General features: G+C 60.1%; 22 protein-coding genes. 19 read left to right on the top strand and 3 right to left on the bottom strand.

The window, feature by feature from the left end; translation table 11 throughout:
• The first annotated feature begins 265 nt into the window (after positions 1-265).
• The 14 genes from J2X66_RS09450 to J2X66_RS09385 all read left to right on the top strand — a co-directional run bounded on the left by J2X66_RS09450 (position 266) and on the right by J2X66_RS09385 (position 15,767).
• Positions 266-1,888 (top strand): methyl-accepting chemotaxis protein, encoded by a 1,623-nt coding sequence (locus J2X66_RS09450; protein ID WP_310263447.1) that lies wholly within the window; start codon positions 266-268, stop codon positions 1,886-1,888.
• Complete coding sequence (locus tag J2X66_RS09445) at positions 1,888-2,424, top strand: chemotaxis protein CheW (RefSeq protein ID WP_310263445.1); 537 nt, start codon at positions 1,888-1,890, stop codon at positions 2,422-2,424. The genes J2X66_RS09450 and J2X66_RS09445 overlap by 1 nt, the downstream gene beginning before the upstream one ends.
• Positions 2,421-3,683, top strand: coding sequence for a CheR family methyltransferase (locus tag J2X66_RS09440; RefSeq protein WP_310263442.1), 1,263 nt, complete (start codon positions 2,421-2,423; stop codon positions 3,681-3,683). Before J2X66_RS09445 ends, J2X66_RS09440 begins: the two co-directional genes overlap by 4 nt.
• Positions 3,680-4,363, top strand: a complete 684-nt coding sequence (locus tag J2X66_RS09435; RefSeq protein ID WP_310263439.1) for a chemotaxis protein CheW — start codon at positions 3,680-3,682, stop codon at positions 4,361-4,363. Before J2X66_RS09440 ends, J2X66_RS09435 begins: the two co-directional genes overlap by 4 nt.
• Positions 4,360-6,630, top strand: coding sequence for a hybrid sensor histidine kinase/response regulator (locus J2X66_RS09430; protein ID WP_310263437.1), 2,271 nt, complete (start codon positions 4,360-4,362; stop codon positions 6,628-6,630). Before J2X66_RS09435 ends, J2X66_RS09430 begins: the two co-directional genes overlap by 4 nt.
• A complete protein-coding gene (locus J2X66_RS09425; RefSeq protein ID WP_310263435.1) occupies positions 6,627-7,637 on the top strand; it encodes a chemotaxis response regulator protein-glutamate methylesterase in 1,011 nt (336 codons plus the stop codon). The genes J2X66_RS09430 and J2X66_RS09425 overlap by 4 nt, the downstream gene beginning before the upstream one ends.
• 48 nt (positions 7,638-7,685) lie before the next feature.
• Positions 7,686-8,687, top strand: a complete 1,002-nt coding sequence (locus J2X66_RS09420) for a PleD family two-component system response regulator (RefSeq protein WP_310263432.1) — start codon at positions 7,686-7,688, stop codon at positions 8,685-8,687.
• A gap of 246 nt (positions 8,688-8,933) precedes the next feature.
• Positions 8,934-10,029 (top strand): peptide chain release factor 2 gene (gene prfB / locus J2X66_RS09415; protein WP_111451403.1). Its coding sequence is split into 2 segments (ribosomal slippage): positions 8,934-9,005 and positions 9,007-10,029, totalling 1,095 coding nucleotides; the frame shifts between segments, so codons are not numbered across the junction.
• A 71-nt stretch (positions 10,030-10,100) separates the two neighbouring features.
• Positions 10,101-11,603 carry a lysine--tRNA ligase gene (lysS, locus tag J2X66_RS09410; protein ID WP_310263429.1) on the top strand — a complete coding sequence of 501 codons (1,503 nt, stop codon included), beginning with the start codon at positions 10,101-10,103 and terminating at the stop codon, positions 11,601-11,603.
• Positions 11,604-11,702: 99 nt separating this feature from the next.
• Positions 11,703-12,419, top strand: a complete 717-nt coding sequence (locus J2X66_RS09405; protein ID WP_310263427.1) for a TetR family transcriptional regulator — start codon at positions 11,703-11,705, stop codon at positions 12,417-12,419.
• Between the two features lie 87 nt (positions 12,420-12,506).
• Complete coding sequence (locus J2X66_RS09400) at positions 12,507-13,061, top strand: hypothetical protein (protein WP_310263424.1); 555 nt, start codon at positions 12,507-12,509, stop codon at positions 13,059-13,061.
• A 36-nt stretch (positions 13,062-13,097) separates the two neighbouring features.
• Complete coding sequence (locus tag J2X66_RS09395) at positions 13,098-14,375, top strand: flavohemoglobin expression-modulating QEGLA motif protein (RefSeq protein ID WP_310263423.1); 1,278 nt, start codon at positions 13,098-13,100, stop codon at positions 14,373-14,375.
• Between the two features lie 151 nt (positions 14,376-14,526).
• On the top strand, positions 14,527-15,441 hold the full coding sequence (locus J2X66_RS09390) for an alpha/beta hydrolase (RefSeq protein WP_310263420.1): 915 nt from the start codon (positions 14,527-14,529) through the stop codon (positions 15,439-15,441).
• Entirely contained in the window at positions 15,438-15,767 is a 330-nt protein-coding gene (locus J2X66_RS09385) for a hypothetical protein (protein WP_310263418.1), read from the top strand. Before J2X66_RS09390 ends, J2X66_RS09385 begins: the two co-directional genes overlap by 4 nt.
• A gap of 192 nt (positions 15,768-15,959) precedes the next feature.
• On the opposite strand, the gene J2X66_RS09380 is transcribed toward J2X66_RS09385, so the two are convergent.
• The 3 genes from J2X66_RS09380 to J2X66_RS09370 form a co-directional block, all read right to left on the bottom strand.
• Positions 15,960-16,748 carry an OmpA family protein gene (locus J2X66_RS09380; protein ID WP_310263416.1) on the bottom strand — a complete coding sequence of 263 codons (789 nt, stop codon included), beginning with the start codon at positions 16,746-16,748 and terminating at the stop codon, positions 15,960-15,962.
• A gap of 56 nt (positions 16,749-16,804) precedes the next feature.
• The gene (locus tag J2X66_RS09375; protein ID WP_310263414.1) at positions 16,805-17,206 is read right to left on the bottom strand and encodes a DUF4398 domain-containing protein; all 402 of its coding nucleotides are present in this window, start codon (positions 17,204-17,206) and stop codon (positions 16,805-16,807) included.
• Positions 17,207-17,514: 308 nt separating this feature from the next.
• Positions 17,515-17,859 carry a pilin assembly protein gene (locus J2X66_RS09370; RefSeq protein ID WP_123433675.1) on the bottom strand — a complete coding sequence of 115 codons (345 nt, stop codon included), beginning with the start codon at positions 17,857-17,859 and terminating at the stop codon, positions 17,515-17,517.
• A 214-nt stretch (positions 17,860-18,073) separates the two neighbouring features.
• On the opposite strand from J2X66_RS09370, the gene ppc reads away from it, so the two are divergent.
• The 5 genes from ppc to J2X66_RS09345 all read left to right on the top strand — a co-directional run bounded on the left by ppc (position 18,074) and on the right by J2X66_RS09345 (position 23,739).
• Positions 18,074-20,704, top strand: coding sequence for a phosphoenolpyruvate carboxylase (gene ppc, locus J2X66_RS09365; protein ID WP_310263412.1), 2,631 nt, complete (start codon positions 18,074-18,076; stop codon positions 20,702-20,704).
• Between the two features lie 288 nt (positions 20,705-20,992).
• Positions 20,993-21,640, top strand: coding sequence for an adenylate kinase (adk, locus tag J2X66_RS09360; RefSeq protein ID WP_027924949.1), 648 nt, complete (start codon positions 20,993-20,995; stop codon positions 21,638-21,640).
• Between the two features lie 87 nt (positions 21,641-21,727).
• Positions 21,728-22,402, top strand: a complete 675-nt coding sequence (gene tsaB / locus J2X66_RS09355) for a tRNA (adenosine(37)-N6)-threonylcarbamoyltransferase complex dimerization subunit type 1 TsaB (RefSeq protein WP_310263409.1) — start codon at positions 21,728-21,730, stop codon at positions 22,400-22,402.
• A 171-nt stretch (positions 22,403-22,573) separates the two neighbouring features.
• Positions 22,574-22,879: a hypothetical protein gene (locus tag J2X66_RS09350; protein WP_123433679.1), complete on the top strand. Its 306-nt coding sequence runs from the start codon at positions 22,574-22,576 to the stop codon at positions 22,877-22,879.
• On the top strand, positions 22,879-23,739 hold the full coding sequence (locus tag J2X66_RS09345) for a DUF72 domain-containing protein (RefSeq protein ID WP_310263407.1): 861 nt from the start codon (positions 22,879-22,881) through the stop codon (positions 23,737-23,739). Before J2X66_RS09350 ends, J2X66_RS09345 begins: the two co-directional genes overlap by 1 nt.
• Positions 23,740-23,744: the final 5 nt, after the last annotated feature.

Below are 23,744 nucleotides of genomic sequence, written 5' to 3'. Positions count from 1 at the left end.
GGGTCTCGCTTCTGAGCAATCCGGTCGAGTGTGGGAGTGAGCCGGCCCGGGCCTCGTTCCCACAATGGCATTTCAGCATCACCACACACGCCAATGACCCCTGTCTTCCGATTCACCACTGACACCCTCCACCCGATCCAACAGAAATCCCGCCAGAGCTCACTCCACAGTTTCCAGGCAAAGTGAGACGCGGCACTCCCACGTCTTATAAATGAAACACCCTCAGCTATACTCCCCAGCATTTGAGCCGCCCCGAGGACTGACTGTGAAAAACTGGACGTTGCGCCAACGCATCTTGGCGAGTTTTGCGGTGATCATCGCCATCATGCTGTTGATGGTGGTTGTCTCGTATTCGCGGCTGTTGAAGATCGAGGCGAGCGAAGAAAGTGTTCGCGATGACGCGCTTCCCGGGGTGTATTTCAGCTCGATGATTCGCAGTGGCTGGGTGGACAGTTTTCTTCGAACCCAGGAAATGCTCGGCCTCAAGGAGGGGCAGGGCATCAGTGCCGAGGACGCCGCCGATTTCCAGGCGTTCGAGGCGCGACTGGTGGAGCAGATCAATAACTATCGTGGCACGGTGACCACGGATGAGGACAAGGTCGAAATTGCGGCCTTCGAAAAACTGCATGAGGATTTCCAGAAGATCCTGATGAAGGTGCTCGACCTGCATAAGAACAATCAGGAAGCCGAGGCGATCAAGCTGTTCAACGAGCAGTTGACCCCGGCGTGGACTGCCGGCCGGATGAAACTCAATGACATCATCCGTGAAAACAAAGCCGTGGCCGACAACGACATGGCCGCCATCGACGATGCCGTGCTGACGGCAAAAATCAGCATGGGCATTTCCTTGTTGGTGGCGGTATTGGCCGCCGGTTTCTGCGGTTTGTTGCTGATGCGCGCGATCATGGCGCCGATGAACCGTATCGTGAAAATCCTCGAAATCATGCGCACCGGCGACCTCAGCGGCCGTTTGAATCTGGAGCGAAAGGATGAATTCGGCGCGGTGGAAACCGGCTTCAACGACATGATGACCGAACTGACGTCCCTGGTGTCCCAGGCCCAGCGCTCGTCGGTGCAGGTCACCACGTCGGTCACTGAAATCGCCGCCACGTCTAAACAGCAGCAAGCCACCGCCACCGAAACCGCCGCCACCACCACCGAAATCGGCGCTACCTCCCGTGAAATCGCCGCGACGTCCCGTGACCTGGTGCGCACCATGACCGAAGTCTCCACCGCCGCCGACCAGGCTTCGGTGGCGGCCGGTTCCGGGCAGCAAGGCCTGGCGCGCATGGAAGAAACCATGCATTCGGTGATGGGCGCCGCCGATCTGGTCAACGCCAAACTGGCGATCCTCAACGAAAAGGCCGGCAACATTAACCAGGTGGTGGTGACCATCGTCAAAGTCGCCGACCAGACCAATTTACTGTCGCTGAACGCTGCCATCGAAGCCGAAAAGGCGGGGGAATATGGGCGTGGTTTTGCGGTGGTTGCCACTGAAGTGCGACGTCTGGCGGACCAGACGGCCGTCGCCACCTATGACATTGAGCAGATGGTGCGCGAGATCCAGTCGGCGGTATCGGCCGGGGTCATGGGCATGGACAAATTCTCCGAAGAAGTACGCCGTGGCATGTCCGAAGTGCAGCAGGTCGGCGAGCAGCTGTCGCAGATCATCCACCAGGTTCAGGCGCTGGCGCCGCGAGTGTTGATGGTTAACGAGGGCATGCAGGCGCAGGCCACCGGCGCCGAGCAGATCAACCACGCGTTGGTGCAGTTGGGTGATGCCAGCAGTCAGACCGTCGAGTCGTTGCGCCAGGCCAGTTTTGCCATCGATGAGCTGAGCCAGGTCGCTGTAGGGCTGCGCAGCGGCGTTTCGCGATTCAAAGTCTGATGAGCGAACTCGCGGCCAAACGCGGCGCCGGAGTGCCGATCAAGCAATCGTTGTACCTGGTGTTTCGCATCGGCAGTGAGCGCTTTGCCTTGCAGGCCATCGAAGTGGCGGAAGTGCTGCCACGGCTGCCGTTGAAGCCGATTGCCCAGGCGCCGCATTGGGTCGCCGGGGTGTTTGCCTATCGCGGCGCGGTGGTGCCGGTGATCGACCTCAGTGCGCTGACCTTCGGCCAACCGGCGCAGGCCCGCACCAGCACACGGCTGGTGCTGGTCAATTATCGTCCGCATGAATCAACCCCGACGCAATGGCTGGGGCTGATTCTGGAGCAGGCGACTGACACGCTGCGTTGCAACCCGGCGGACTTCAAGCCCTATGGCCTGGACAATCGCCAGGCGCCTTACCTCGGGCCGGTGCGCGAAGATGCGCAAGGTTTGCTGCAATGGGTGCGGGTTGCCGATTTACTCGATGATCAAGTTCGCGCGCTGTTGTTCCCGTCGCCGCCTCTCAATCCGGCGCTGCTTGAGGAGCGGTCATGAGCAGCGATCAACGATTTTTCGATTTCCTCAAGGAGCGTATCGGCCTCGACGTGACCTCGGTCGGCCCGGCGATCATTGAGCGCGCAGTGCGTCAGCGCAGCATTGCCTCCCGTGCGCTGACGGCTGACGAGTATTGGCACACGCTGCAAGGTTCGCAGGATGAACAGCAGGCGCTGATCGAAGCGGTGATCGTGCCCGAGACCTGGTTTTTCCGTTACCCGGAATCGTTCGCGACACTGGCGAAACTGGCCAGCAAACGCCTGGCCGAGATCAACAACATGCGCGCACTGCGGATTCTCAGCCTGCCGTGCTCAACCGGCGAAGAACCGTATTCCATCGCCATGGCCTTGCTCGATGCCGGACTCAAGCCCCATCAGTTCAAGGTGGAAGGTATGGACGTCAGCCCGCTGTCGGTGGAAAAAGCCCGGCGTGCGTTGTACGGAAAAAACTCGTTTCGGGGGCAGGACATTGCCTTTCGTGACCGGTATTTCAGCGCCGAACGCGACGCCTATCGCCTCAGTGATCGCGTGCTGGAACAGGTGCGCTTGCAGGTCGGCAACCTGCTCGATCCGGCGTTGCTGGCCAGCGAGCCGCCGTATGACTTTGTGTTCTGCCGCAACTTGCTGATCTATTTCGACCAGCCGACTCAGCAGCAGGTATTCGAGGTGCTCAAGCGCCTGACCCATGTCGACGGCGTGCTGTTTATCGGCCCGGCCGAGGGCGGTTTGCTCGGGCGTTTTGGCATGCGTTCGATTGGCATTGCGCAGTCGTTTGCGTTCAGCCGTCAGCGTGTGCCGGAGCCAGAACCGTTTCCTGTGTTCGTGCCGGCCCCGTTGCCGGTGCGACAATCGACGCGCAGCGTGCCTGCACCCCCGGTGCGCAATCGACCGTTCGCCGGCACCGCGCTGCCCCCGGTCACGGTGAAAGCCTCGGACGCCACCGCGTTGCTCGCGAACATCGCCGTGCTGGCCAACGAAGGCAAAAGTGTTGAAGCGCGCATCGCGTGCGAACAGTATTTACGTAGTCACGAACCGGTCGCCCAGGTGTTTTACTGGCTGGGATTGCTCAGCGATGTCGGCGGCAACGCCCTCGAAGCCCAAGGCTTTTATCGCAAGGCGTTGTACCTTGAACCGCAACATCCCGACGCGTTGATGCACCTGGCAGCGTTGCTGCAATCCCAGGGCGACGCAGCGGGTGCCAGACGATTGCAGGACCGCGCCGCCCGCAGCGAGCGCGCCGACAGTGAGCGTAAACGATGAGCGCCTCCGACACCTTGAACGTCACCCACGAAGATGCCCAGGCCATCGACGATTGCTGGAACCGTATCGGCATCCACGGCGACAAGTCTTGCCCGCTGCTGAGCGAGCACATTCACTGCCGCAACTGTGCGGTGTACTCGGCCGCCGCCACGCGCTTGCTCGACCGCTACGCATTGCAGCAGGACGACCGTGTGCAACGCTCGGCGACGGTTGAAACCGATGTAAAAACCCGTTCGCTGTTGACGTTCAGGCTCGGCGAAGAATGGCTGGCACTGACCACCCGCAGCCTCGTGGAAGTGGCGCCGCTGCAAGCCATTCATTCCTTGCCGCATCAGCGTTCCCGGGCCTTGCTCGGCGTGGCGAATGTGCGCGGCGCATTGGTCGCGTGCCTGTCGCTGGTGGAATTGCTCGGGCTCGACGCTACCCACAACGTGGCTTCCAGCGCTCGGGTCATGCCGCGCATGTTGATCATCGCCGCGCACGGTGGGCCGGTGGTGGTGCCGGTGGACGAGGTCGACGGGATTCATGCCATTGACGAGCGCATTCTGGATGCCGCCTCGCAATCCGGCACCCAGGCCAGCGGCAAGTACACCCGAGGCGTGTTGCCCTTCAAGGGGCGTAGCGTGCGTTGGCTGGATGAAGAACAATTGCTGTCCGCTGTGACCCGGAGCCTCACATGACCCCCGAGCAAATGCGCGACTCCTCGTTGTTGGAGCTGTTCAGCCTTGAAGCCGAGGCCCAGACCCAAGTGCTGAGCGCAGGGCTGTTGGCTCTGGAACGCAACCCGACGCAGGCCGATCAACTCGAATCCTGCATGCGCGCAGCGCACTCGCTCAAGGGCGCGGCGCGGATCGTCGGTGTCGATGCCGGGGTCAGCGTCGCGCATGTGATGGAAGATTGCCTGGTCAGTGCTCAGGAAGGGCGCCTGTACCTGCGGCCCGAGCACATTGATGCGTTGTTGCAAGGCACCGACCTGCTGATGCGCATCGCCACGCCCAACAACAGCCTGACACCGGCGGACATCGAGGCCTATGTGGCGTTGATGACGCGGTTGCTCGATCCGCTCACGCCCGCCGCACCGCTGGTGACCGAGCGTCAACCCGAACAACCCCGCGACGAACTGCCAGTCCTGGTGGTCGAGCCGCCTCCCACCGCGCCGATTGATGCTCCCCGCAAGACCAAACGCACCACTGAAAACGGTGAGCGCGTATTGCGCGTCACGGCCGAACGCTTGAACAGCCTGCTCGACCTGTCGAGCAAATCCCTGGTGGAAACCCAGCGCCTCAAGCCGCATCTGGCGACCATGCAACGCCTCAAGCGCATGCAGAATAACGGTCTGCGGGCCCTGGAAAACCTCAACGTCCATCTCAAGGATCACGCCTTGAGTCTGGAAGCCCAGGAAGCGCTCGAAGATGCGCGGCGGTTGCTGGCGGAATCCCAGCAACTGCTGATCGAGAAAAACGCCGAACTGGATGAATTCGCCTGGCAGGCCAGTCAGCGCGCTCAGGTGTTGTACGACACCGCGCTGGCCTGTCGCATGCGTCCGTTTGCCGATGTGTTGACCGGGCAGGTGCGCATGGTTCGCGACCTGGGCCGGGACCTGGGCAAACAGGTTCGACTCGAAATCGAGGGTGAGAAAACCCAGGTCGACCGCGACGTCCTGGAGAAACTTGAAGCGCCGCTGACGCACTTGCTGCGCAACGCCGTGGATCACGGCATCGAATCCCCGGAACAACGGCTGCTGGCCGGTAAACCGGCGGAAGGTGTGATTCGTCTGCGCGCCTCCCACCAGGCCGGTCTGCTGGTGCTGGAATTGAGTGATGACGGCCATGGTGTCGATCTGGAAAAGGTCCGCCGCACTGTCATCGAGCGGCAGTTATCCCCAGCGGAAACGGCCGCTCAACTGAGTGAAGAAGAGCTGCTGACGTTTTTATTCTTGCCGGGTTTCAGTCTGCGCGGCACGGTCACCGAAGTGTCCGGGCGCGGCGTGGGCCTGGATGCGGTTCAACACATGGTGCGCCAGTTGCGCGGTGCAGTGGTGCTGGAACAGACGGTGGGCGAGGGCAGTCGTTTCCACCTTGAAGTGCCGCTGACACTGTCGGTGGTCCGCAGCCTGGTGGTGGAGGTCGGTGACGAGGCTTATGCGTTTCCGCTGGCCCACATCGAACGCATGTGCGACCTCGAGCCGCAAGACATCGTGCAGGTCGAAGGCCGACAGCACTTCTGGCACGAAGGGCGGCATGTCGGGTTGGTGGCGGCCAGTCAACTGTTGCAGCGCCCGATCAACCCGAACAGTCAGCAAACCCTCAAGGTCGTGGTCATCCGAGAGCGCGAAGCGATTTATGGCGTAGCGGTCGAGCGTTTTATCGGCGAGAGGACGTTAGTGGTATTGCCGCTGGACGAGCGACTGGGCAAGGTGCAGGACATCTCCGCCGGTGCCTTGCTCGACGACGGGTCGGTGGTGCTGATCGTCGACGTTGAAGACATGCTGCGCTCGGTGGATAAACTGCTTAATACCGGGCGCCTGGAGCGCATTGCCCGACACAGCAATCAAGTGGCCGAAGCGGCGCGCAAACGGATTCTGGTGGTCGACGACTCACTGACGGTTCGCGAGTTGCAACGCAAACTGCTGCTCAATCGCGGCTACGAGGTGGCGGTGGCCGTTGATGGTATGGATGGCTGGAACGCCCTGCGTTCGGAGGATTTCGATTTGCTGATCACCGACATTGATATGCCGCGCATGGATGGCATCGAATTGGTGTCATTGTTGCGCCGCGACAACCGCCTGCAATCACTGCCGGTAATGGTGGTGTCGTACAAGGATCGTGAAGAGGATCGCCGTCGTGGACTGGACGCCGGGGCCGACTATTATCTAGCCAAAGCCAGTTTTCATGACGATGCCCTGCTTGATGCAGTGGTTGAGCTCATCGGAGGAGCACGGGCATGAAAATCGCGATCGTCAACGACATGCCCATGGCGGTGGAGGCCCTGCGCCGCGCCCTGGCGTTTGAACCGGCGCACCAGGTCATCTGGGTTGCCAGCGATGGCAAGGAGGCCGTGCAAAAGTGTGCCGAACAGACGCCGGACCTGATCCTGATGGATTTGATCATGCCGGTCATGGACGGCGTCGAAGCCACCCGGCGGATCATGGCCGAAACGCCGTGCGCCATTGTGATCGTCACCGTCGATCGCCAGCAGAACGTACATCGGGTGTTCGAGGCCATGGGCCATGGCGCCCTGGATGTGGTCGATACCCCGGCGCTCGGTGCCGGTAATGCCCAGGAAGCGGCGGCGCCGTTGTTGCGCAAGATTATGAACATCGGCTGGCTGATCGGCGAGCGGGGCAATCAGGAGCGCTCGGTGACGAGCCCGCAGCGAAGTTCCGCCTCGCGCCAGCGCCTGATCGCCATCGGTTCATCCGCCGGCGGGCCAGCCGCGCTGGAAATCCTGCTCAAGGGCTTGCCGCGGGATTTTTCCGCGGCCATCGTGCTGGTGCAGCATGTCGATCAGGTGTTCGCCGCCGGCATGGCCGAATGGCTCGGCAGCGCCAGCGGCTTGAACGTGCGTCTGGCGGTCGAGGGCGAAGCACCTCAGGCCGGAACCGTGTTGCTGGCCGGCACCAACCACCATATTCGATTATTGAAAAACGGCACGCTGGCCTACACCGCCGAACCGGTCAACGAAATCTACCGGCCCTCGATCGATGTGTTTTTCGAGAGCGTGGCCAATTACTGGAACGGTGACGCCGTCGGGGTTTTGTTGACGGGCATGGGGCGCGATGGCGCGCAGGGGCTTAAACTCATGCGCCAACAAGGTTACCTGACCATCGCTCAGGACCAGAAAAGCAGTGCGGTATACGGAATGCCCAAAGCGGCCGCGGCCATCGACGCCGCCATGGAGATTCGCCCACTGGACAAGATAGCGCCACGATTGCTGGAGATATTCGCCAAATGACCGCCAATAGCAGCAATCCTGGCCCAAGTAGTACTCAGGTGACCGAACATGAATGACTTACAGCTCGACGGCTTCAAAACCGACGAAAACGCCGCCATGGTGTTGTTGGTGGACGATCAGGCAATGATCGGCGAAGCGGTGCGCCGCGGGTTGTCGAACGAAGACAATATTGACTTCCACTTCTGCGCCGACCCGCACCAGGCCATCGCCCAGGCGATCCGCATCAAGCCGACGGTGATCCTTCAGGACCTGGTGATGCCCGGTCTGGACGGCTTGAGCCTGGTGCGCGAGTACCGTAATCATCCGGCGACCAAGGACATTCCGATCATTGTCCTGTCGACCAAGGAAGACCCGCTGGTCAAGAGCGCTGCGTTTGCCGCCGGGGCCAATGATTATCTGGTCAAGCTGCCGGACAACATCGAGCTGGTGGCGCGGATCCGCTATCACTCGCGCTCCTACATGACGCTGTTGCAGCGTGACGCAGCGTACCGCGCGTTGCGGGTCAGCCAGCAGCAACTGCTCGACACCAATCTGGTGCTGCAACGGCTGATGAACTCCGATGGCCTGACCGGGCTGTCGAACCGCCGGCATTTCGATGAATACCTGGAGCTGGAATGGCGCCGTTCGCTGCGTGACCAGAGTCAGTTGTCGCTGCTGATGATCGATGTGGATTATTTCAAAGACTATAACGACAACTTCGGCCACCTGGAGGGCGACGAAGCCTTGCGCAAGGTGGCTACGGCGATTCGCGAGGCGAGCGCTCGCCCCTCTGACCTGCCGGCCCGTTACGGTGGTGAAGAGTTTGCGTTGGTGCTGCCCAACACCACGCCAGGCGGGGCACGTCTGGTGGCGGAGAAACTTCGCCAGACCGTGGCTGCACTGAAGATTCCGCACCTTTCGCCGACTGAAGGCTCCAGCCTGACCATCAGCATTGGCCTGTCCACCATGGTTCCGCAACCGGGCAGCGATTGCCGGCAATTGATCTCGGCGGCGGACAAGGGGCTGTATCTGGCGAAGAACAATGGGCGCAATCAGGTCGGGATCGAATGATTGTCTGTTTCTACCGGGCGATATAGAACCTGTGGGAGCCGGGCTTGCCCGCGATGAGGGCCTGATAGTCGATACTTTCATCGCCTGACACACCTTCATAGCGGGCAAGCCCGGCTCCCACAGGGTTCTGCGTCGTTGCAAAGATCGCTTGTAAGCCCGTCTTTTCAGCCAGGCGGACTGCCGTTTCAGGCCGTTTGCCGTTATACTCGCCGGCTTTCAAAAGTTCGCCAACGAGTGCTGCCCGCCATGGAAATCAACCCGATCCTTAACAGTATCAAGGACCTGTCCGAGCGCTCCGAAACTATTCGGGGGTATCTTTGACTACGATCAAAAGCATGAGCGTCTGACTGAAGTCAATCGCGAGCTTGAAGATCCGTCTGTCTGGAACAACCCGACGTACGCTCAGGAACTGGGCCGCGAGCGGTCCCTGCTGGCGCAGATCGTCGAAACCCTCGACGAAATGCACACAGGCCTGGCCGACGCCAAAGACCTGCTGCTGATGTCCGCCGAAGAAGAAGACCAGGCCGCCGTCGATGACGTCGCCGCCGAAGTCGAGCGCCTGCGCGAGTCGCTGGAAAAACTCGAATTCCGTCGCATGTTCAGCGGTGAAATGGATGCCAATAATGCCTACCTGGACATCCAGGCCGGCTCCGGTGGCACCGAGGCCCAGGACTGGGCCAACATCCTGCTGCGCATGTACCTGCGCTGGGCTGACAAACGCGGTTTCGACGCGACCATCATGGAACTGTCCGCCGGTGAAGTCGCCGGAATCAAGGGCGCGACCGTGCACATCAAGGGCGAATACGCCTTTGGCTGGTTGCGTACCGAGATCGGCGTGCACCGTCTGGTGCGCAAGAGCCCGTTCGACTCCGGCAACCGCCGCCACACCTCGTTCTCGGCCGTGTTCGTGTCGCCGGAAATCGATGACAACATCGAAATCGACATCAACCCGTCGGACCTGCGCATCGACACCTACCGCTCCTCCGGTGCCGGTGGTCAGCACGTAAACACCACCGACTCGGCCGTACGTATTACCCACGTCCCGACCAACACCGTGGTCAGCTGCCAGAACGAACGCTCCCAGCACGCCAACAAAGACACCGCGATGAAAATGTTGCGGGCGCGCTTGTACGAGCAGGAAGTTCAGAAACGCAACGCCGCGTCCCAGGCCCTGGAAGACACCAAGTCCGACATCGGCTGGGGTCACCAGATCCGCTCGTATGTACTCGATGCGTCGCGAATCAAGGATTTGCGCACTAACATCGAGCGCAGCGACTGCGACAAGGTGCTCGACGGTGACATCGACGAATACCTGGTGGCCAGCCTGAAACAAGGCCTGTAAACCGCCAGTCAAGACCTCAAGTCCCCTGCCACCGGTGGGGGCAACGAACCTGTGATGGAATTTTTAAAGACATGAGCGACCTAGAACTCGACCCGCAAGCCCTGCAACAGGAAGAAAACTCCCTGATCGCCCTGCGCAAGGAAAAGCTTGCTGCCGAGCGCGTCAAGGGCAATGCCTTCCCGAACGACTTCCGCCGCGACAACTACTGCAATGACTTGCAGAAACAGTACGCGGACAAGACCAAGGAAGAGCTGGCAGAGGCTGCAATCCCGGTCAAGGTAGCCGGTCGCATCATGCTCAACCGTGGCTCGTTCATGGTGATCCAGGACATGACCGGTCGCATCCAGGTCTACGTCAACCGTAAAACCCTGTCCGAAGACACCCTGGCCGCGGTGAAAACCTGGGACATGGGCGACATCATTGCAGCCGAAGGCACCCTGGCCCGTTCCGGCAAGGGCGACCTGTACGTCGAAATGACCAGCGTGCGGCTGCTGACCAAGTCGCTGCGCCCGCTACCGGACAAGCACCACGGCCTGACCGACACCGAACAGCGCTACCGTCAGCGTTATGTCGACCTGATCGTCAACGAAGAAGTGCGCCAGACCTTCCGCGTTCGCTCGCAAGTGATCGCGCACATCCGCAGCTTCCTGATGCAGCGTGACTTCCTCGAAGTCGAAACGCCGATGCTGCAAACCATCCCGGGTGGCGCAGCAGCCAAGCCGTTCGAGACTCACCACAACGCGCTGGACATGGAAATGTTCCTGCGTATCGCGCCTGAGTTGTACCTCAAGCGCCTTGTTGTCGGCGGTTTCGAGAAAGTGTTCGAGATCAACCGCAACTTCCGTAACGAGGGCGTTTCGACTCGTCACAACCCTGAGTTCACCATGTTGGAGTTCTACCAGGCGTACGCCGACTACGAAGACAACATGGACCTGACCGAAGAGTTGTTCCGCGAACTGGCGCAGCTGGTTCTGGGCAGCACCGATGTGCCTTACGGCGACAAGGTGTTCCACTTCGGCGAACCGTTCGTACGTCTGTCGGTGTTCGACTCGATCCTCAAATACAACCCTGAGCTGACCGCTGACGATCTGAATGACATCGACAAGGCGCGTGCCATCGCCAAGAAGGCCGGCGCCAAGGTGCTGGGCTTCGAAGGTCTGGGCAAGCTGCAGGTGATGATTTTCGAAGAGCTGGTCGAGCACAAGCTGGAACAACCGCACTTCATTACCCAGTACCCGTTCGAAGTGTCGCCACTGGCCCGTCGTAACGATGACAACCCGAACGTCACCGACCGTTTCGAACTGTTCATCGGCGGCCGTGAAATCGCCAACGCCTACTCCGAGTTGAACGACGCGGAAGACCAGGCCGAGCGCTTCATGGCGCAGGTCGCCGACAAGGACGCGGGCGATGACGAAGCCATGCACTACGACGCCGACTTCGTTCGCGCGCTGGAGTACGGCATGCCGCCAACGGCGGGTGAAGGTATCGGTATCGACCGTCTGGTGATGCTGCTGACCAACTCTCCGTCGATCCGCGACGTGATCCTGTTCCCGCACATGCGGCCGCAAGCGTAAGTGTTTCAATTAAAAAGCCGCCTTTTCAGGCGGCTTTTTATTGCCTGTCTGGTACAAACGTATCAATTTATTGCTTTCATCTGAGAGGAAAGACCTGTCGTGAATCGTGCAATGGCTCAAGAAGGTGCAGCGGGTATCGCCACTGCGGTCGCTGAAAGTGTTCAGTACCAAGGCCGCAAGGCCAGCCGGCAGGGCAGCGAGCAGCGTCGACAGGACATTCTTGATGCGGCGATGCGCATTGTCGTGCGCGATGGCGTGCGGGCCGTGCGCCACCGTGCGGTGGCGGCCGAGGCCGGTGTGCCGTTGTCGGCCACCACCTACTATTTCAAGGACATCGATGACTTGCTCACCGATACCTTTGCCCAATACGTGGAGCGCAGCGCGGCGTTCATGGCCAAGTTGTGGGTGAACAACGAAGGTTTGCTGCGCGAGATGGTGATCAGCGGCGACGGCAGTCCCGAGGCGCGCTCGCAGCTGGCGGACGACATTGCACGGTTGATGACGGACTATGTTCACCGGCAATTGATCAACCGTCGCGAACACTTGATGGCTGAACAGGCGTTCCGCCAGGAGGCCTTGTTGAACCCGCGCCTGGCGGGATTGGTGCGCTCGCATCAGCAGATTCTCCTCCAGGGCACCTGCCAGCTTTTCGAGGTCTTGGGTTCGCGTGAGCCACGAGAGGATGCCAAAGTGTTGACGGCGATTATCGGACGGATGGAATATCAGGGCCTGCTCAACGACGCCGAGCCTGTGGGTGAAGAAGAAATGCTCGGTATCCTCAATCGCTACATGCACTTGGTACTCGCGTCGGTGTGAGTTGAGCGCGGTCCCTTTAGCAGCTGCCGAAGGCTCGGGCCGCGTTCGGCTGCCGCTACAGGACTGTGTGTTCATAGGGAGTGTTGAATGAAAGCCTGGCGCGTCATCGTGATCGCCTTGTCGTTCCTGCTGCTCAGTGGCTGTCTGGTGACCTTCAAGGAGCCGCTGCCCGCCAGCGACCCCGCGCCCAAAGGTTTGCTCGGCAAATGGACCAGCACCAACGCCTGGGGCGAGCCGATGAACCTCGAACTGACGCGCATCGGCGACCATCGCTATCAGGCGGTCAGCTACTTCAAGGCCAAACCCGGCGAACGCGAAGCCTATCCCTTCACCGTCTCGCGCCATGGCAGCCGCTGGTACCTGTCGGCGAAGGTGCCCGCCAAATACGGCGGCCATTTCACCATTGCCGGTTTCGAGCTCACGGATAAGCATGAACTGGTGGTCTACAACCTTGACCTCGAGCAGATCAACCAGGCTCTCGGACAAAAAGTCTTGAGCGGCGACGGTTTCCAGACCGACGACGGCGACGGTGTCTTGGTCAACAACGCGATGGATCAGGTTTTTGCTTACCTCGACGATCCGGCCAATTCCGATGTCTTCGTCGAAGCGGTGCGCTATCAGCGCCTGGCCAATAGTAAATAGACTCAGCACATAACGGTTTTTCTACAGGAGTTTCGGGTGGACGATTACCAGCAGACGATACGCATTTTGTCCGATCGCATTGTGCTGGCGCAGACGCCGATTCGCGTCCTCGATGCGGTCAAGTGGGATGACAACATCCGCAAGGGATTCCTCAAGGCCAAGGGCAAGGAAATGCCAGCGGTGGACCGCGATTACTACCTCAATCGGCCACTGACGTTCGACTCCAGCAAAGTGAAACTGGAATTCCAGAACATCGAGCGCGACATCACCCGCCAGCTCGGCCAGTTCAACCCGGTCGGCCAGATCATGCGCCGCATGTGCAAGGAATACCGAATGGTGGTGCGCATGCTGGAAGCGCGCGGCACCGAGGATTTCGGCCTGATTTCCCAGGAACTGTACGGCGCTGCGTCCGACGCGTTCCACGCCGGTGACCCGACTCTGGCCGATCTGGGGCTGATGCTTTCCGATTACCTGAACAACATCGATGGCCGTGGCGATCTCAAGGATGAGCCAAAAGTCCTCACGGCCAAGGAAGCCGTGCACCTGCTGCAAACCCGCTTGAACAAGGTGTTTGGCGAGGCTGAGGAAACCATTCGGGTGTTCGAGTCCGACGGGATCGTCGCCGATGCGGCAGCCGGCGCCGACTACATCAAGATTCGCGCCGATGCGATGTTCAACGACCGTGACGTACGCGCCCTGGAAGTCCATGAAGGGCTGGTGCATGTCGGCACCACGCTCAACGGGTTGAACCAGCCGATCTGCACCTTCCTGTCCAAGGGCCCGCCGTCGTCGACAGTGACTCAGGAAGGTTTGGCGATCCTGATGGAAATCATCACTTTCGCGTCCTACCCCAGTCGCCTGCGCAAACTCACCAATCGCACTCGCGCCATTCACATGGTGGAGGAGGGCGCGGACTTCCTGCAGATCTACGAGTTCTTCCGCGAGCAAGGCTTTGAAATGGCGGAAAGCTACGGCAACGCCAGCCGGGTATTCCGTGGTTCAGTGCCCAACGGCCTGCCATTTACCAAAGACTTGTCCTACCTCAAGGGCTTCATCATGGTTTACAACTACATTCAGTTGGCCGTGCGCAAAGGCAAGCTTGAGCAGATCCCGCTGCTGTTTTGCGGCAAGACCACGTTGGAAGACATGCGCACGCTGCGCCAGTTGGTTGATGAAGGGTTGGTGGTGCCGCCGAAATATTTGCCGGATCAGTTCCGCGACCTGAACGCGCTGTCGGCCTGGATGTGCTTCTCCAACTTCCTCAACCACCTGAGCCTGGACCGGATCGAAGCGGATTACTCCAACATCCTCTAACGATCACGAATACCCCTGTAGGCGTGAGCCTGCTCGCGATTGAGGTTCAACATTCAACACTGATGTTGGCTGACATACCGCTATCGCGAGCAGGTTCACTCCTACAAGGGGATGGGTTTTTTCAATTCTGAATTTTGCGAGGTTTCAACGGATGAGATTCCTCGGCATGGTTTGCCTGCTTCTGACCTTGAGCGGTTGCAGCTCCCTGCTGTTCTACCCCGAGCCCGGCCAGTTGTTCACCCCGGAAAAAGCTCATCTCGAATACCGCGAGGTCACCCTCGTCACTGCCGACGGCCTCAAGCTCAACGCCTGGTGGTTGCCGGCCAAAAAGGGTGTCGACGTCAAAGGCACGGTGCTGCACCTGCACGGCAATGGCGGCAACTTGCCGATGCATCTGGGCGGGAGCTGGTGGTTGCCCAAGGAAGGCTATCAAGTGCTGCTGATTGACTATCGCGGCTACGGTTTATCCGAGGGAAAGCCGAGTCTGCCAGCGATGTATCAAGACATCGACGCCGCGTTCAATTGGCTCGACCAGGCCCCCGAGGTCAAAGGCAAACCCCTGATCCTGCTCGGCCAAAGCCTCGGTGGCTCGATGGCCGTGCACTACCTGGTTCAACACCCCGAGCGCGAGAAACAGCTCAAGGCCCTTGTCCTTGACGGTGCGCCCGCCAGCTATCGCAGTGTTGGCCAATTTGCCTTGAGCACCTCCTGGCTGACCTGGCCGTTCCAGGTGCCGCTGTCCTGGCTGGTGCCGGACGGTGACAGCGCGATCAACTCGATGCCGCAGCTCAAGAGTGTGCCGAAACTGCTCTACCACAGCATCGACGATCCGATCGTGCCCCTTTCCAACGGCATCCGTCTGTATCAAGCTGCGCCGCCGCCGCGTGTGTTGCAACTGACCCGAGGTGGTCACGTGCAGACATTCGCCGACCCGGTCTGGCGAAAAGTCATGCTGCGTTATCTCGACGACCCGCAGCATTTCAACGGCCTGCGCCGCCTGGGTGAAATCCCCAATTACCCGGCACCCCCGAATTCAGAAGATGAACCATCAGAGAGCCCGCAATGAGTGAAGAACGTAACGCCATCCCGCTGATCATCACCGGTATCTGCAGCATCCTCGGCACCGTGGGTGCCCTGTGGTACTACGGCTACCTGCATTTCGCCAAGCCTGAGGATGCGTTGCTGCTCAACGAATTCACCATGCTCAAGACCGTGCCGGGCGAGGACTACAAAGTCTCCCTGGAACCCGCCGCGCAAGTGGCGCAGTGCATTGATGGCGTGCTGGTGTTGTTTGATACCGAGCAAAAAGGCCTGACCGGTGTGCTGGTCGACAGCAAGAAAAAAGCGGTGCGTTGCATGGGGCAGGAAACCCCGCAGAAGCTGGAGCAGTAACCCCATTTTGCGAGCACCAAATTTCCACTGTGGAGCGAGCCTGCTCGCGAAGGCGGCGTGTCAGCAAAAACATACTTTGAATGTTGAATAGCTTTCGCGAGCAGGCTCACTCCTAGAGGATTTTGTGTTTTTCCCCATGAAAAAGCCCCGACTGAGCCATCAGCCGGGGCTTTTTGTTTTAGCAGATGTTGCTTAGTTCGAGCTAACCGCCGAACGCGGAATCACCGGCTGGTTGTCATTGGAAATGGTCACCTCAACCCGACGGTTCATCGCCCGGCCCGACACACTCGCGTTCTCTGCAACCGGGTATTCCTTGCCATAGCCCTGAGCAACGATGCGCGCCGGATCAACGCCCATCTTCACCAATGCTGCGCGCACGGAGCCGGCCCGGCGCTCCGACAGCGACTGGTTGTGGCTCTCGGTGCCGGTGCTGTCGGTGTAACCCTCGACGATCACTTTGCGATCCGGATTTTCCGAGAGGAACTGCGACAGTTTGTTGATGTTCGCCAGACCGCTGGGCTTCAGGTCTGCGCGGTCGGTGGCAAACAACACATCACCAAACGTCACCAAAGTGCCGCGATCGGTTTGCTTGGCGTTCAGGCTGGCCTGCAACTGCTTGATCTGCGTGTCACGCGCATCCAGACGCGCCTGGGCACGTTGGGCCGAAGCGTTTTTCAGGTTGGCTTCAGCGGTGCGCAGGGCGATGGTCTGCTTGGCCACTTCAACGCGCTGATTGGTCAGGTAAGCCAGTTGATCGACCTTGACCGCGTCTTGCTTGTCGCGGTACGCCTGATCGGCTTTGTCCAGGTAATCACTGGCGTCTTTGGTTTCCAGTGCAGCGACTTTGCTCGCTTGCGGGTTGGCTTGCAGGCCGCTGTAGTTGGTGCGCGCCTGTTCCAGGTTCGCGTTAGGCGGGGTGGAGCAGGCAGCCAGGGCAACACTGGCGGCGAGGAGAGCGGGGATCATCAATTGTGTACGCATAATCATTCGTCCTTTTTAATCGGTAAGAGCTTCAGGTCCGGGGTCTGGATGCGCGCTTACTGCACGGTGCGCTGACTTTCCTGACGCAGTTCCTGAACACCTTGCTGAGAATCCTTCAGCGTCTGTTGAGCTTTCATCGCCTGAGCCTTGCGTTCGGCCACACGAGCGTCCCACTCGGCTTGCTCGGCAAGCATCCGCGCCTCGTCATACTTTTTGTCGTGCATGGCGATTTCGGCTTGTTTGAATTTGTCTTGTGCGGACTTCATCTCCACAGCCGCAAACTCGGTGCCGCCGGCACTGACCGCGTCATTGACGGCGGATTGGGTGACCGCGTATTGCTCGGTCGGCGGGTTACCGGCGCAACCGGCCAGAATGAAACTGCTGCCGATTGCCAGGGCAGCCAGTTTCAGGCCACGCAAGTGGGTGGATGAGGTGGTTTTCATAATCTTCAACTCCATTGGAATTACTCCTGTAAAACTTGAATATCCATCCTGGTATGGAGCCGTAACCGACTGACGTGATGTGCGAAATGAGACGACCGTACCAGGCGTGGTTACTGGTTACGACCGAAGGCATTTTTTAAAAGTTCAGAGAAATTCACCTGGCTTGCGAAAAAGCACGAAAGGCTCTAAGTCGGGAACTTTGGCGGCGTGAGGTGGTATTGCCGGGTTTTTTTACCCTGTGGAATACGCTGTTTGTGAAGTGAAATACTCCCCTGTGGGAGCGGCCTGTGGCGAAGGGGCTCCCGCAGGTTTACGTGGGCGGATCAGTGTTTTTGCTTGTCGCTACCGCCCGACAAATCATGCAAATGCCGCCGCGACAACGCGAGAAAACGCGGCGTCGGACCGACGTCTTCGTACAACGGATCACCTTCTTCGTCCGTCGCTACAACGGTCGAGCCCTTCACATAGGGAAAGCTTTTCTCCAGCTCTTCCAGGGCCGCGCCAATCAGCTCGCCGAGCAGTTCTTCAGGTTGGCGTTTGGGGTACATTTCGGTAATGGCCGCCAGCCGTGCGGCGGCTTCCACGTCCAGGTGAATCGTGTAGCCCGTCTCGGTCAGGCGACCCTTGGCGTTTTCTTCCCAATGCTGGGCAAGCTCGCGAATTTTCATAGTGACCTCAATGCGTTCCTGCTCGTGGCAGGTCGTTTCAGTGTCCGGCAGTGGCCGGCGAAAGCCGTTGTGCGGCTTCCTCTTCAGACTAGCTTCTGCGCGCCGGGTTTAAAGTCCCTTCGTCGTTTGCTTGTAAGAACGGCTTTACGGCGGCACTCTTGGGGTCAAAGCATGATGTTCATGGCCGCCCGGATTTTTTGCTGGAGAACTGCTGATGACCGATATTGATGCACGCTTGCGCGAAGACGTTCACCTGTTGGGTGAGTTGTTGGGCAACACCATTCGTGAACAGTACGGGGACGGTTTTCTCGACAAGATCGAGCAGATCCGCAAGGGCGCCAAGGCCGACCGCCGCGGTTCCATGGACGCCGAACTGAGCGCCAGCCTCAATCAATTGAGCGAAGACGAGTTGCTGCCGGTGGCGCGGGCGTTCAACCAGTTTCTCAACCTGGCCAACATCGCCGAGCAATATCAGCTGATTCACCGCCGCGAAGCGTCGCAGCCCGCACCGTTCGAAGCGCGCGTGTTGCCGGAACTGCTCGCTCGCCTGCGTGCCGAAGGCCACAGTGCCGACGCCTTGGCACGGCAATTGGGGCGATTGGAAATCGAACTGGTACTGACCGCGCACCCGACCGAAGTGGCGCGCCGCACGCTGATCCAGAAGTACGACGCGATTGCTGCGCAACTGGCCGCGCAAGACCACCGCGACTTGACCCCGGCCGAGCGCGAGCAGATCCAGGCTAAATTGCAGCGCCTGATCGCTGAAGCCTGGCACACCGAAGAAATCCGCCGCACCCGCCCTACACCTGTTGATGAAGCCAAATGGGGCTTCGCGGTGATCGAGCATTCGCTGTGGCAGGCGATCCCCAATTACCTGCGCAAGGCCGATAAAGCCCTGTTTGACGCCACCGGCCTGCACTTGCCGCTGGAGGCCGCGCCGATTCGATTCGCCTCGTGGATGGGCGGCGACCGCGACGGCAACCCCAACGTGACCGCTGCCGTGACCCGTGAAGTGTTGCTGCTGGCGCGCTGGATGGCCGCCGATCTGTTCGTGCGTGATGTCGATCACCTCGCCGCCGAGTTGTCGATGCAGCAGGCCAGCGAGGCATTGAAAGCCAAGGCCGGGGACAGCGCTGAACCCTATCGCGCCGTGCTTAAACAGTTGCGCGAACGCCTGCGTGCCACGCGCAATTGGGCGCACGCCTCTTTGACGACGACCACCCCGGCACCGGCCGATGTGCTGCAACACAACCGTGACCTGCTCGATCCGCTGGAGCTCTGCTATCAGTCGCTGCATGAGTGCGGCATGGGCGTGATCGCCGACGGTCCGTTGCTCGATTGCCTGCGTCGTGCAGTGACGTTCGGCCTGTTTCTGGTGCGCCTCGATGTGCGTCAGGACGCCTCGCGGCATACCGCCGCGATGACCGAAATCACCGATTACCTGGGCCTCGGACGTTACGAAGACTGGAGCGAGGAGGATCGCATCGCCTTCCTGATGCGCGAGCAGAACAACCGTCGACCGTTGCTGCCGGCGTATTTCAAACCGTCGGCCGACACCGCCGAAGTGCTGGCGACCTGCCGGGAAATCGCCGCCGCCCCCGGCGCTTCACTGGGTTCGTATGTGATCTCCATGGCCGGTGCCGCCTCCGACGTGCTCGCGGTGCAACTACTTCTCAAAGAGGCTGGCGTGCTGCGGCCGATGCGCGTGGTGCCGTTGTTCGAAACCCTCGCGGACCTCGACAACGCTGGTCCTGTGATCGAAAAACTGTTGCTGCTACCGGGCTATCGTTCGCGCTTGCAAGGCCCGCAGGAAGTGATGATCGGCTACTCCGACTCGGCCAAGGATGCGGGGACGACAGCGGCGGCCTGGGCGCAATATCGGGCACAGGAACGCTTGGTCGACATCTGCCGCGAGCAGCAAGTGGAACTGCTGTTGTTCCACGGTCGCGGCGGCACAGTGGGGCGTGGCGGTGGTCCGGCGCACGCGGCGATTCTGTCGCAGCCGCCGGGTTCGGTCGCCGGGCGTTTCCGTACCACCGAGCAAGGGGAAATGATTCGTTTCAAATTCGGTCTGCCGGATATCGCCGAGCAAAACCTCAATCTGTATCTGGCCGCCGTGCTGGAAGCGACCCTGCTGCCACCGCCGCCACCCGAGCCTGCGTGGCGGCATTTGATGGACGAATTGGCCGCCGATGGGGTCAAGGCTTACCGCGCCGTGGTGCGGGAGAATCCGCAATTCGTCGAGTATTTCCGCCAGTCGACGCCGGAACAGGAACTGGGGCGTTTGCCACTGGGCAGTCGCCCGGCAAAGCGTCGCGCCGGCGGGATCGAAAGCCTGCGCGCAATTCCGTGGATTTTCGGCTGGACTCAAACGCGCCTGATGTTGCCGGCCTGGCTCGGCTGGGAAGCCGCGTTGAGCAAGGCGCTTGAGCGCGGTGAAGGCGAGCTCCTGGGGCAGATGCGCGAGCAATGGCCGTTCTTCCGCACCCGCATCGACATGCTGGAAATGGTCCTGGCCAAAGCGGACGCGGACATCGCCCAATCCTACGATGAGCGTCTGGTCGAGCCTGATTTGCTTCCTTTAGGTGCGCACTTACGCGACCTATTGTCGCAGGCATGCGCCGTGGTGCTTGGGTTGACTGGCCAGTCGCAGCTACTGGCACATAGCCCAGACACCCTTGAATTCATCCGGTTGCGCAACACCTACCTCGACCCGCTTCATCTATTGCAGGCGGAGTTGCTGGCCCGTTCGCGGCAACAGGATGTGGCGCAGGGCAGCCCGGTAGAACAGGCGCTGCTGGTGTCTGTGGCGGGGATTGCCGCCGGTTTGCGAAATACCGGCTAAGGTTTTCGCCATGGGGCGAGGCACTCGGCGCAGGTGGCGGCTACCTGTGGGCGAGGCCCGGAAAAGGTCGGTCAGGCGACAGTTAATGATGGGGTTGCGACTTGGGGCACTCCATCAAAAGGTCACATCAGGCAGCGGTTTCTCCGACTTTCGGCGGCTTGTGTGGTCCGGGCCTGCTGTGTATCTTGATCAGCCTTTGGCCGTTTGGGCGGCCACGACCCTATTTTTGAGATTGGCCCCACGAGGCGAATCTGACGTTATCCATATAAAAAATTGAGGAGCACATCGATGCGCGTCATTCTGCTGGGAGCTCCCGGGGCCGGTAAAGGTACTCAGGCTAAGTTCATCACCGAGAAATTCGGCATTCCGCAAATCTCCACCGGCGACATGTTGCGTGCAGCCGTCAAGGCCGGCACCGAGCTGGGCCTGATCGCCAAGAGCGTCATGGACAGCGGCGGTCTGGTCTCCGATGACCTGATCATCAACCTGGTCAAGGAACGCATCAGCCAGGCCGATTGCGCCAACGGTTTCCTGTTCGACGGTTTCCCGCGCACCATTCCTCAGGCTGAAGCCCTGGTGAAGGCTGGCGTCGAGCTCGACCACGTACTGGAAATCGACGTCAAAGACGAAGACATCGTCCAGCGTATCGCCGGTCGACGTGTTCATGAGGCCAGCGGCCGCGTGTACCACATCGTCTACAACCCGCCGAAAATTGCCGGTAAAGACGACATCACCGGCGACGAGCTGGTACAGCGCAAAGACGACACCGAAGAAACCGTGCGTCATCGCCTGTCGGTCTACCACGCCCAGACCGAACCTCTGGTGAAGTTTTACCAGGAGCTGTCCGCCGCTCAAGGCAAACCGAAGTACAGCCACGTTGAAGGTGTTGGCTCGGTTGAAGCGATCACCGGTAAAGTGCTTGAAGCACTGAGCTAAAAAAACGCTTCATCTTCTACGGCCCGCTTGCGGGCCGTAGTTGTTTATACTGGCGCACTTTTTCTGACCTCTCTTACGGAAACATCGATGAGCACCTTGCTGGCCCTGGACACCGCGACTGAAGCTTGCTCCGTTGCCTTGCTGCATGACGGCAAAGTCACGAGCCATTACGAGGTGATCCCGCGCCTCCATGCGCAGAAGCTGTTGCCGATGATCCAGCAATTGCTCGCCGACGCCGGGACCACGCTGCAAGCGGTCGATGCCATCGCGTTTGGTCGTGGGCCGGGCGCATTTACCGGTGTGCGGATCGCCATCGGTGTGGTGCAAGGTTTGGCGTTTGCGCTGGATCGCCCGGTATTGCCAGTGTCGAACCTGGCCGTGCTGGCGCAACGCGCGTATCGCGAGCACGGTGTGAGCCAGGTGGCAGCCGCCATCGATGCACGGATGGATGAAGTGTATTGGGGCTGCTACCGCGAAACGGCGGGGGAGATGCGCCTGGTGGGCAATGAAGCGGTGTTGCCACCGGAAGTGGCGGCGTTGCCGGCGGATGCCAGTGGCGAGTGGTTTGGTGCGGGCACGGGTTGGGGGTATGCCGAGCGCATTGCCATGAACCTGACCGGGCAGGACGCGGGCATGTTGCCGCATGCCGAAGACCTGCTTACCCTGGCGCGTTTTGCCTGGGAGCGGGGTGAGGCGATTGTGGCGGATAAGGCTCAGCCGGTTTATCTGCGCGATAAAGTGGCGACACCTAAGGCGCGTTGATTTCTCGGTATCGGGTAGGTTCAATCGCGGGCAAGCCAGCGCAGCCAATCGTCGATTTATACCCCCGGCTTTTAAACCTTTTCCCGATTCTGTGTTCTAGTTATCACCAAGCGGTTTGCGAAGCGTTCAATGCGCCACTAAACTGCCATCATTGATACCGGACATGTACTCATGCGTATAGACGGCCTTTCCTCTCAGTCCTACCCCATCAAGCGCAAGGCTCGCAAAGGCCCTGTGGCGGAAGATGATTACGTCGATATCGACGGTGAGCTGGAAATTCCGTCCGAAGAGCAAATGGCTGCCCGTGCCGCCAAAGCCTCGGCGCAACGCCTGAGCAATCTGCCGGCGCGTCAGCAAGACATGATCTATCACCGCGCCATGAGCAAAAGCGTCGCCACCGCGCTCGCCAGCTACCTGAGCACGGCCACTTTTGTCGATTGGGATACGGATGTGCTGGGTCTCGACCTGTACATCTGATGCGGCAGCCTTATTACCTCGGCTGCCCGTCCTGGAGTGAAAACGCCTGGCGCGATTATCTCTATCCGCCAGACGCGAAATCCTCCGAATTTCTAAATCTCTATACCCAAGTATTCAACGCCGTAGAAGGCAACACGACTTTCTACGCGAGCCCGGCTGCGTCCACTGTCGAGCGCTGGGCCGAGGCCATGCCCGAACACTTTCGTTTCACCGCCAAGTTTCCTGGCGATATCAGCCACGGCGGTGACCTGCGCGAGCAACTGACCGCCGCCGAAACCTTTGTGCAATTGCTCAGCCCTTTGGGTGAGCGGGTTTCGCCGTTGTGGCTGCAATTGTCGAAAAGCTTCACGCCGCAACGATTGCCCGAACTGGCCGCGTTCATTGATGCGCTGGATCGACCGCTGGCCATCGAAGTGCGACACGATGCGTTTTTTACCAAGGGTGATGCCGAGCGAATGCTCAATCGCCTGCTGCTGGATCGTGGCGTCGAACGGATCTGCCTTGATCCGCGTGCGCTGTTCAGCTGCATCTCGACTGATCCCTCGGTGCTCCACGCCCAATCGAAAAAGCCCAAAGTGCCGCCACGCCCGGCGGCGTTCACCCAGTTCCCGCAGGTGCGTTTCATCGGGCATCCTCAGCTGGAAGCCAACGATCCGTTCCTGCTGCCGTGGGTCGAAAAGATCGCCGCGTGGATCGAAGAGGGGCGCACGCCATACATCTTCCTGCACACCGCCGACAACCTGCTGGCCGCCAGGCTGGCGCAACGTTTTCATGCACAACTGATGCTGCGTTTGCCTGGCCTGCCGCCGCTGCCTGAGCTATACAGAGAACCCGCAGCAGAGCAACTTGGCTTGCTCTGAGGCGG

The organism is Pseudomonas sp. 3296 (assembly GCF_031456615.1).
GTDB lineage: Bacteria > Pseudomonadota > Gammaproteobacteria > Pseudomonadales > Pseudomonadaceae > Aquipseudomonas > Aquipseudomonas mucoides.
This window is presented reverse-complemented; position numbering and strand designations above follow the sequence as displayed.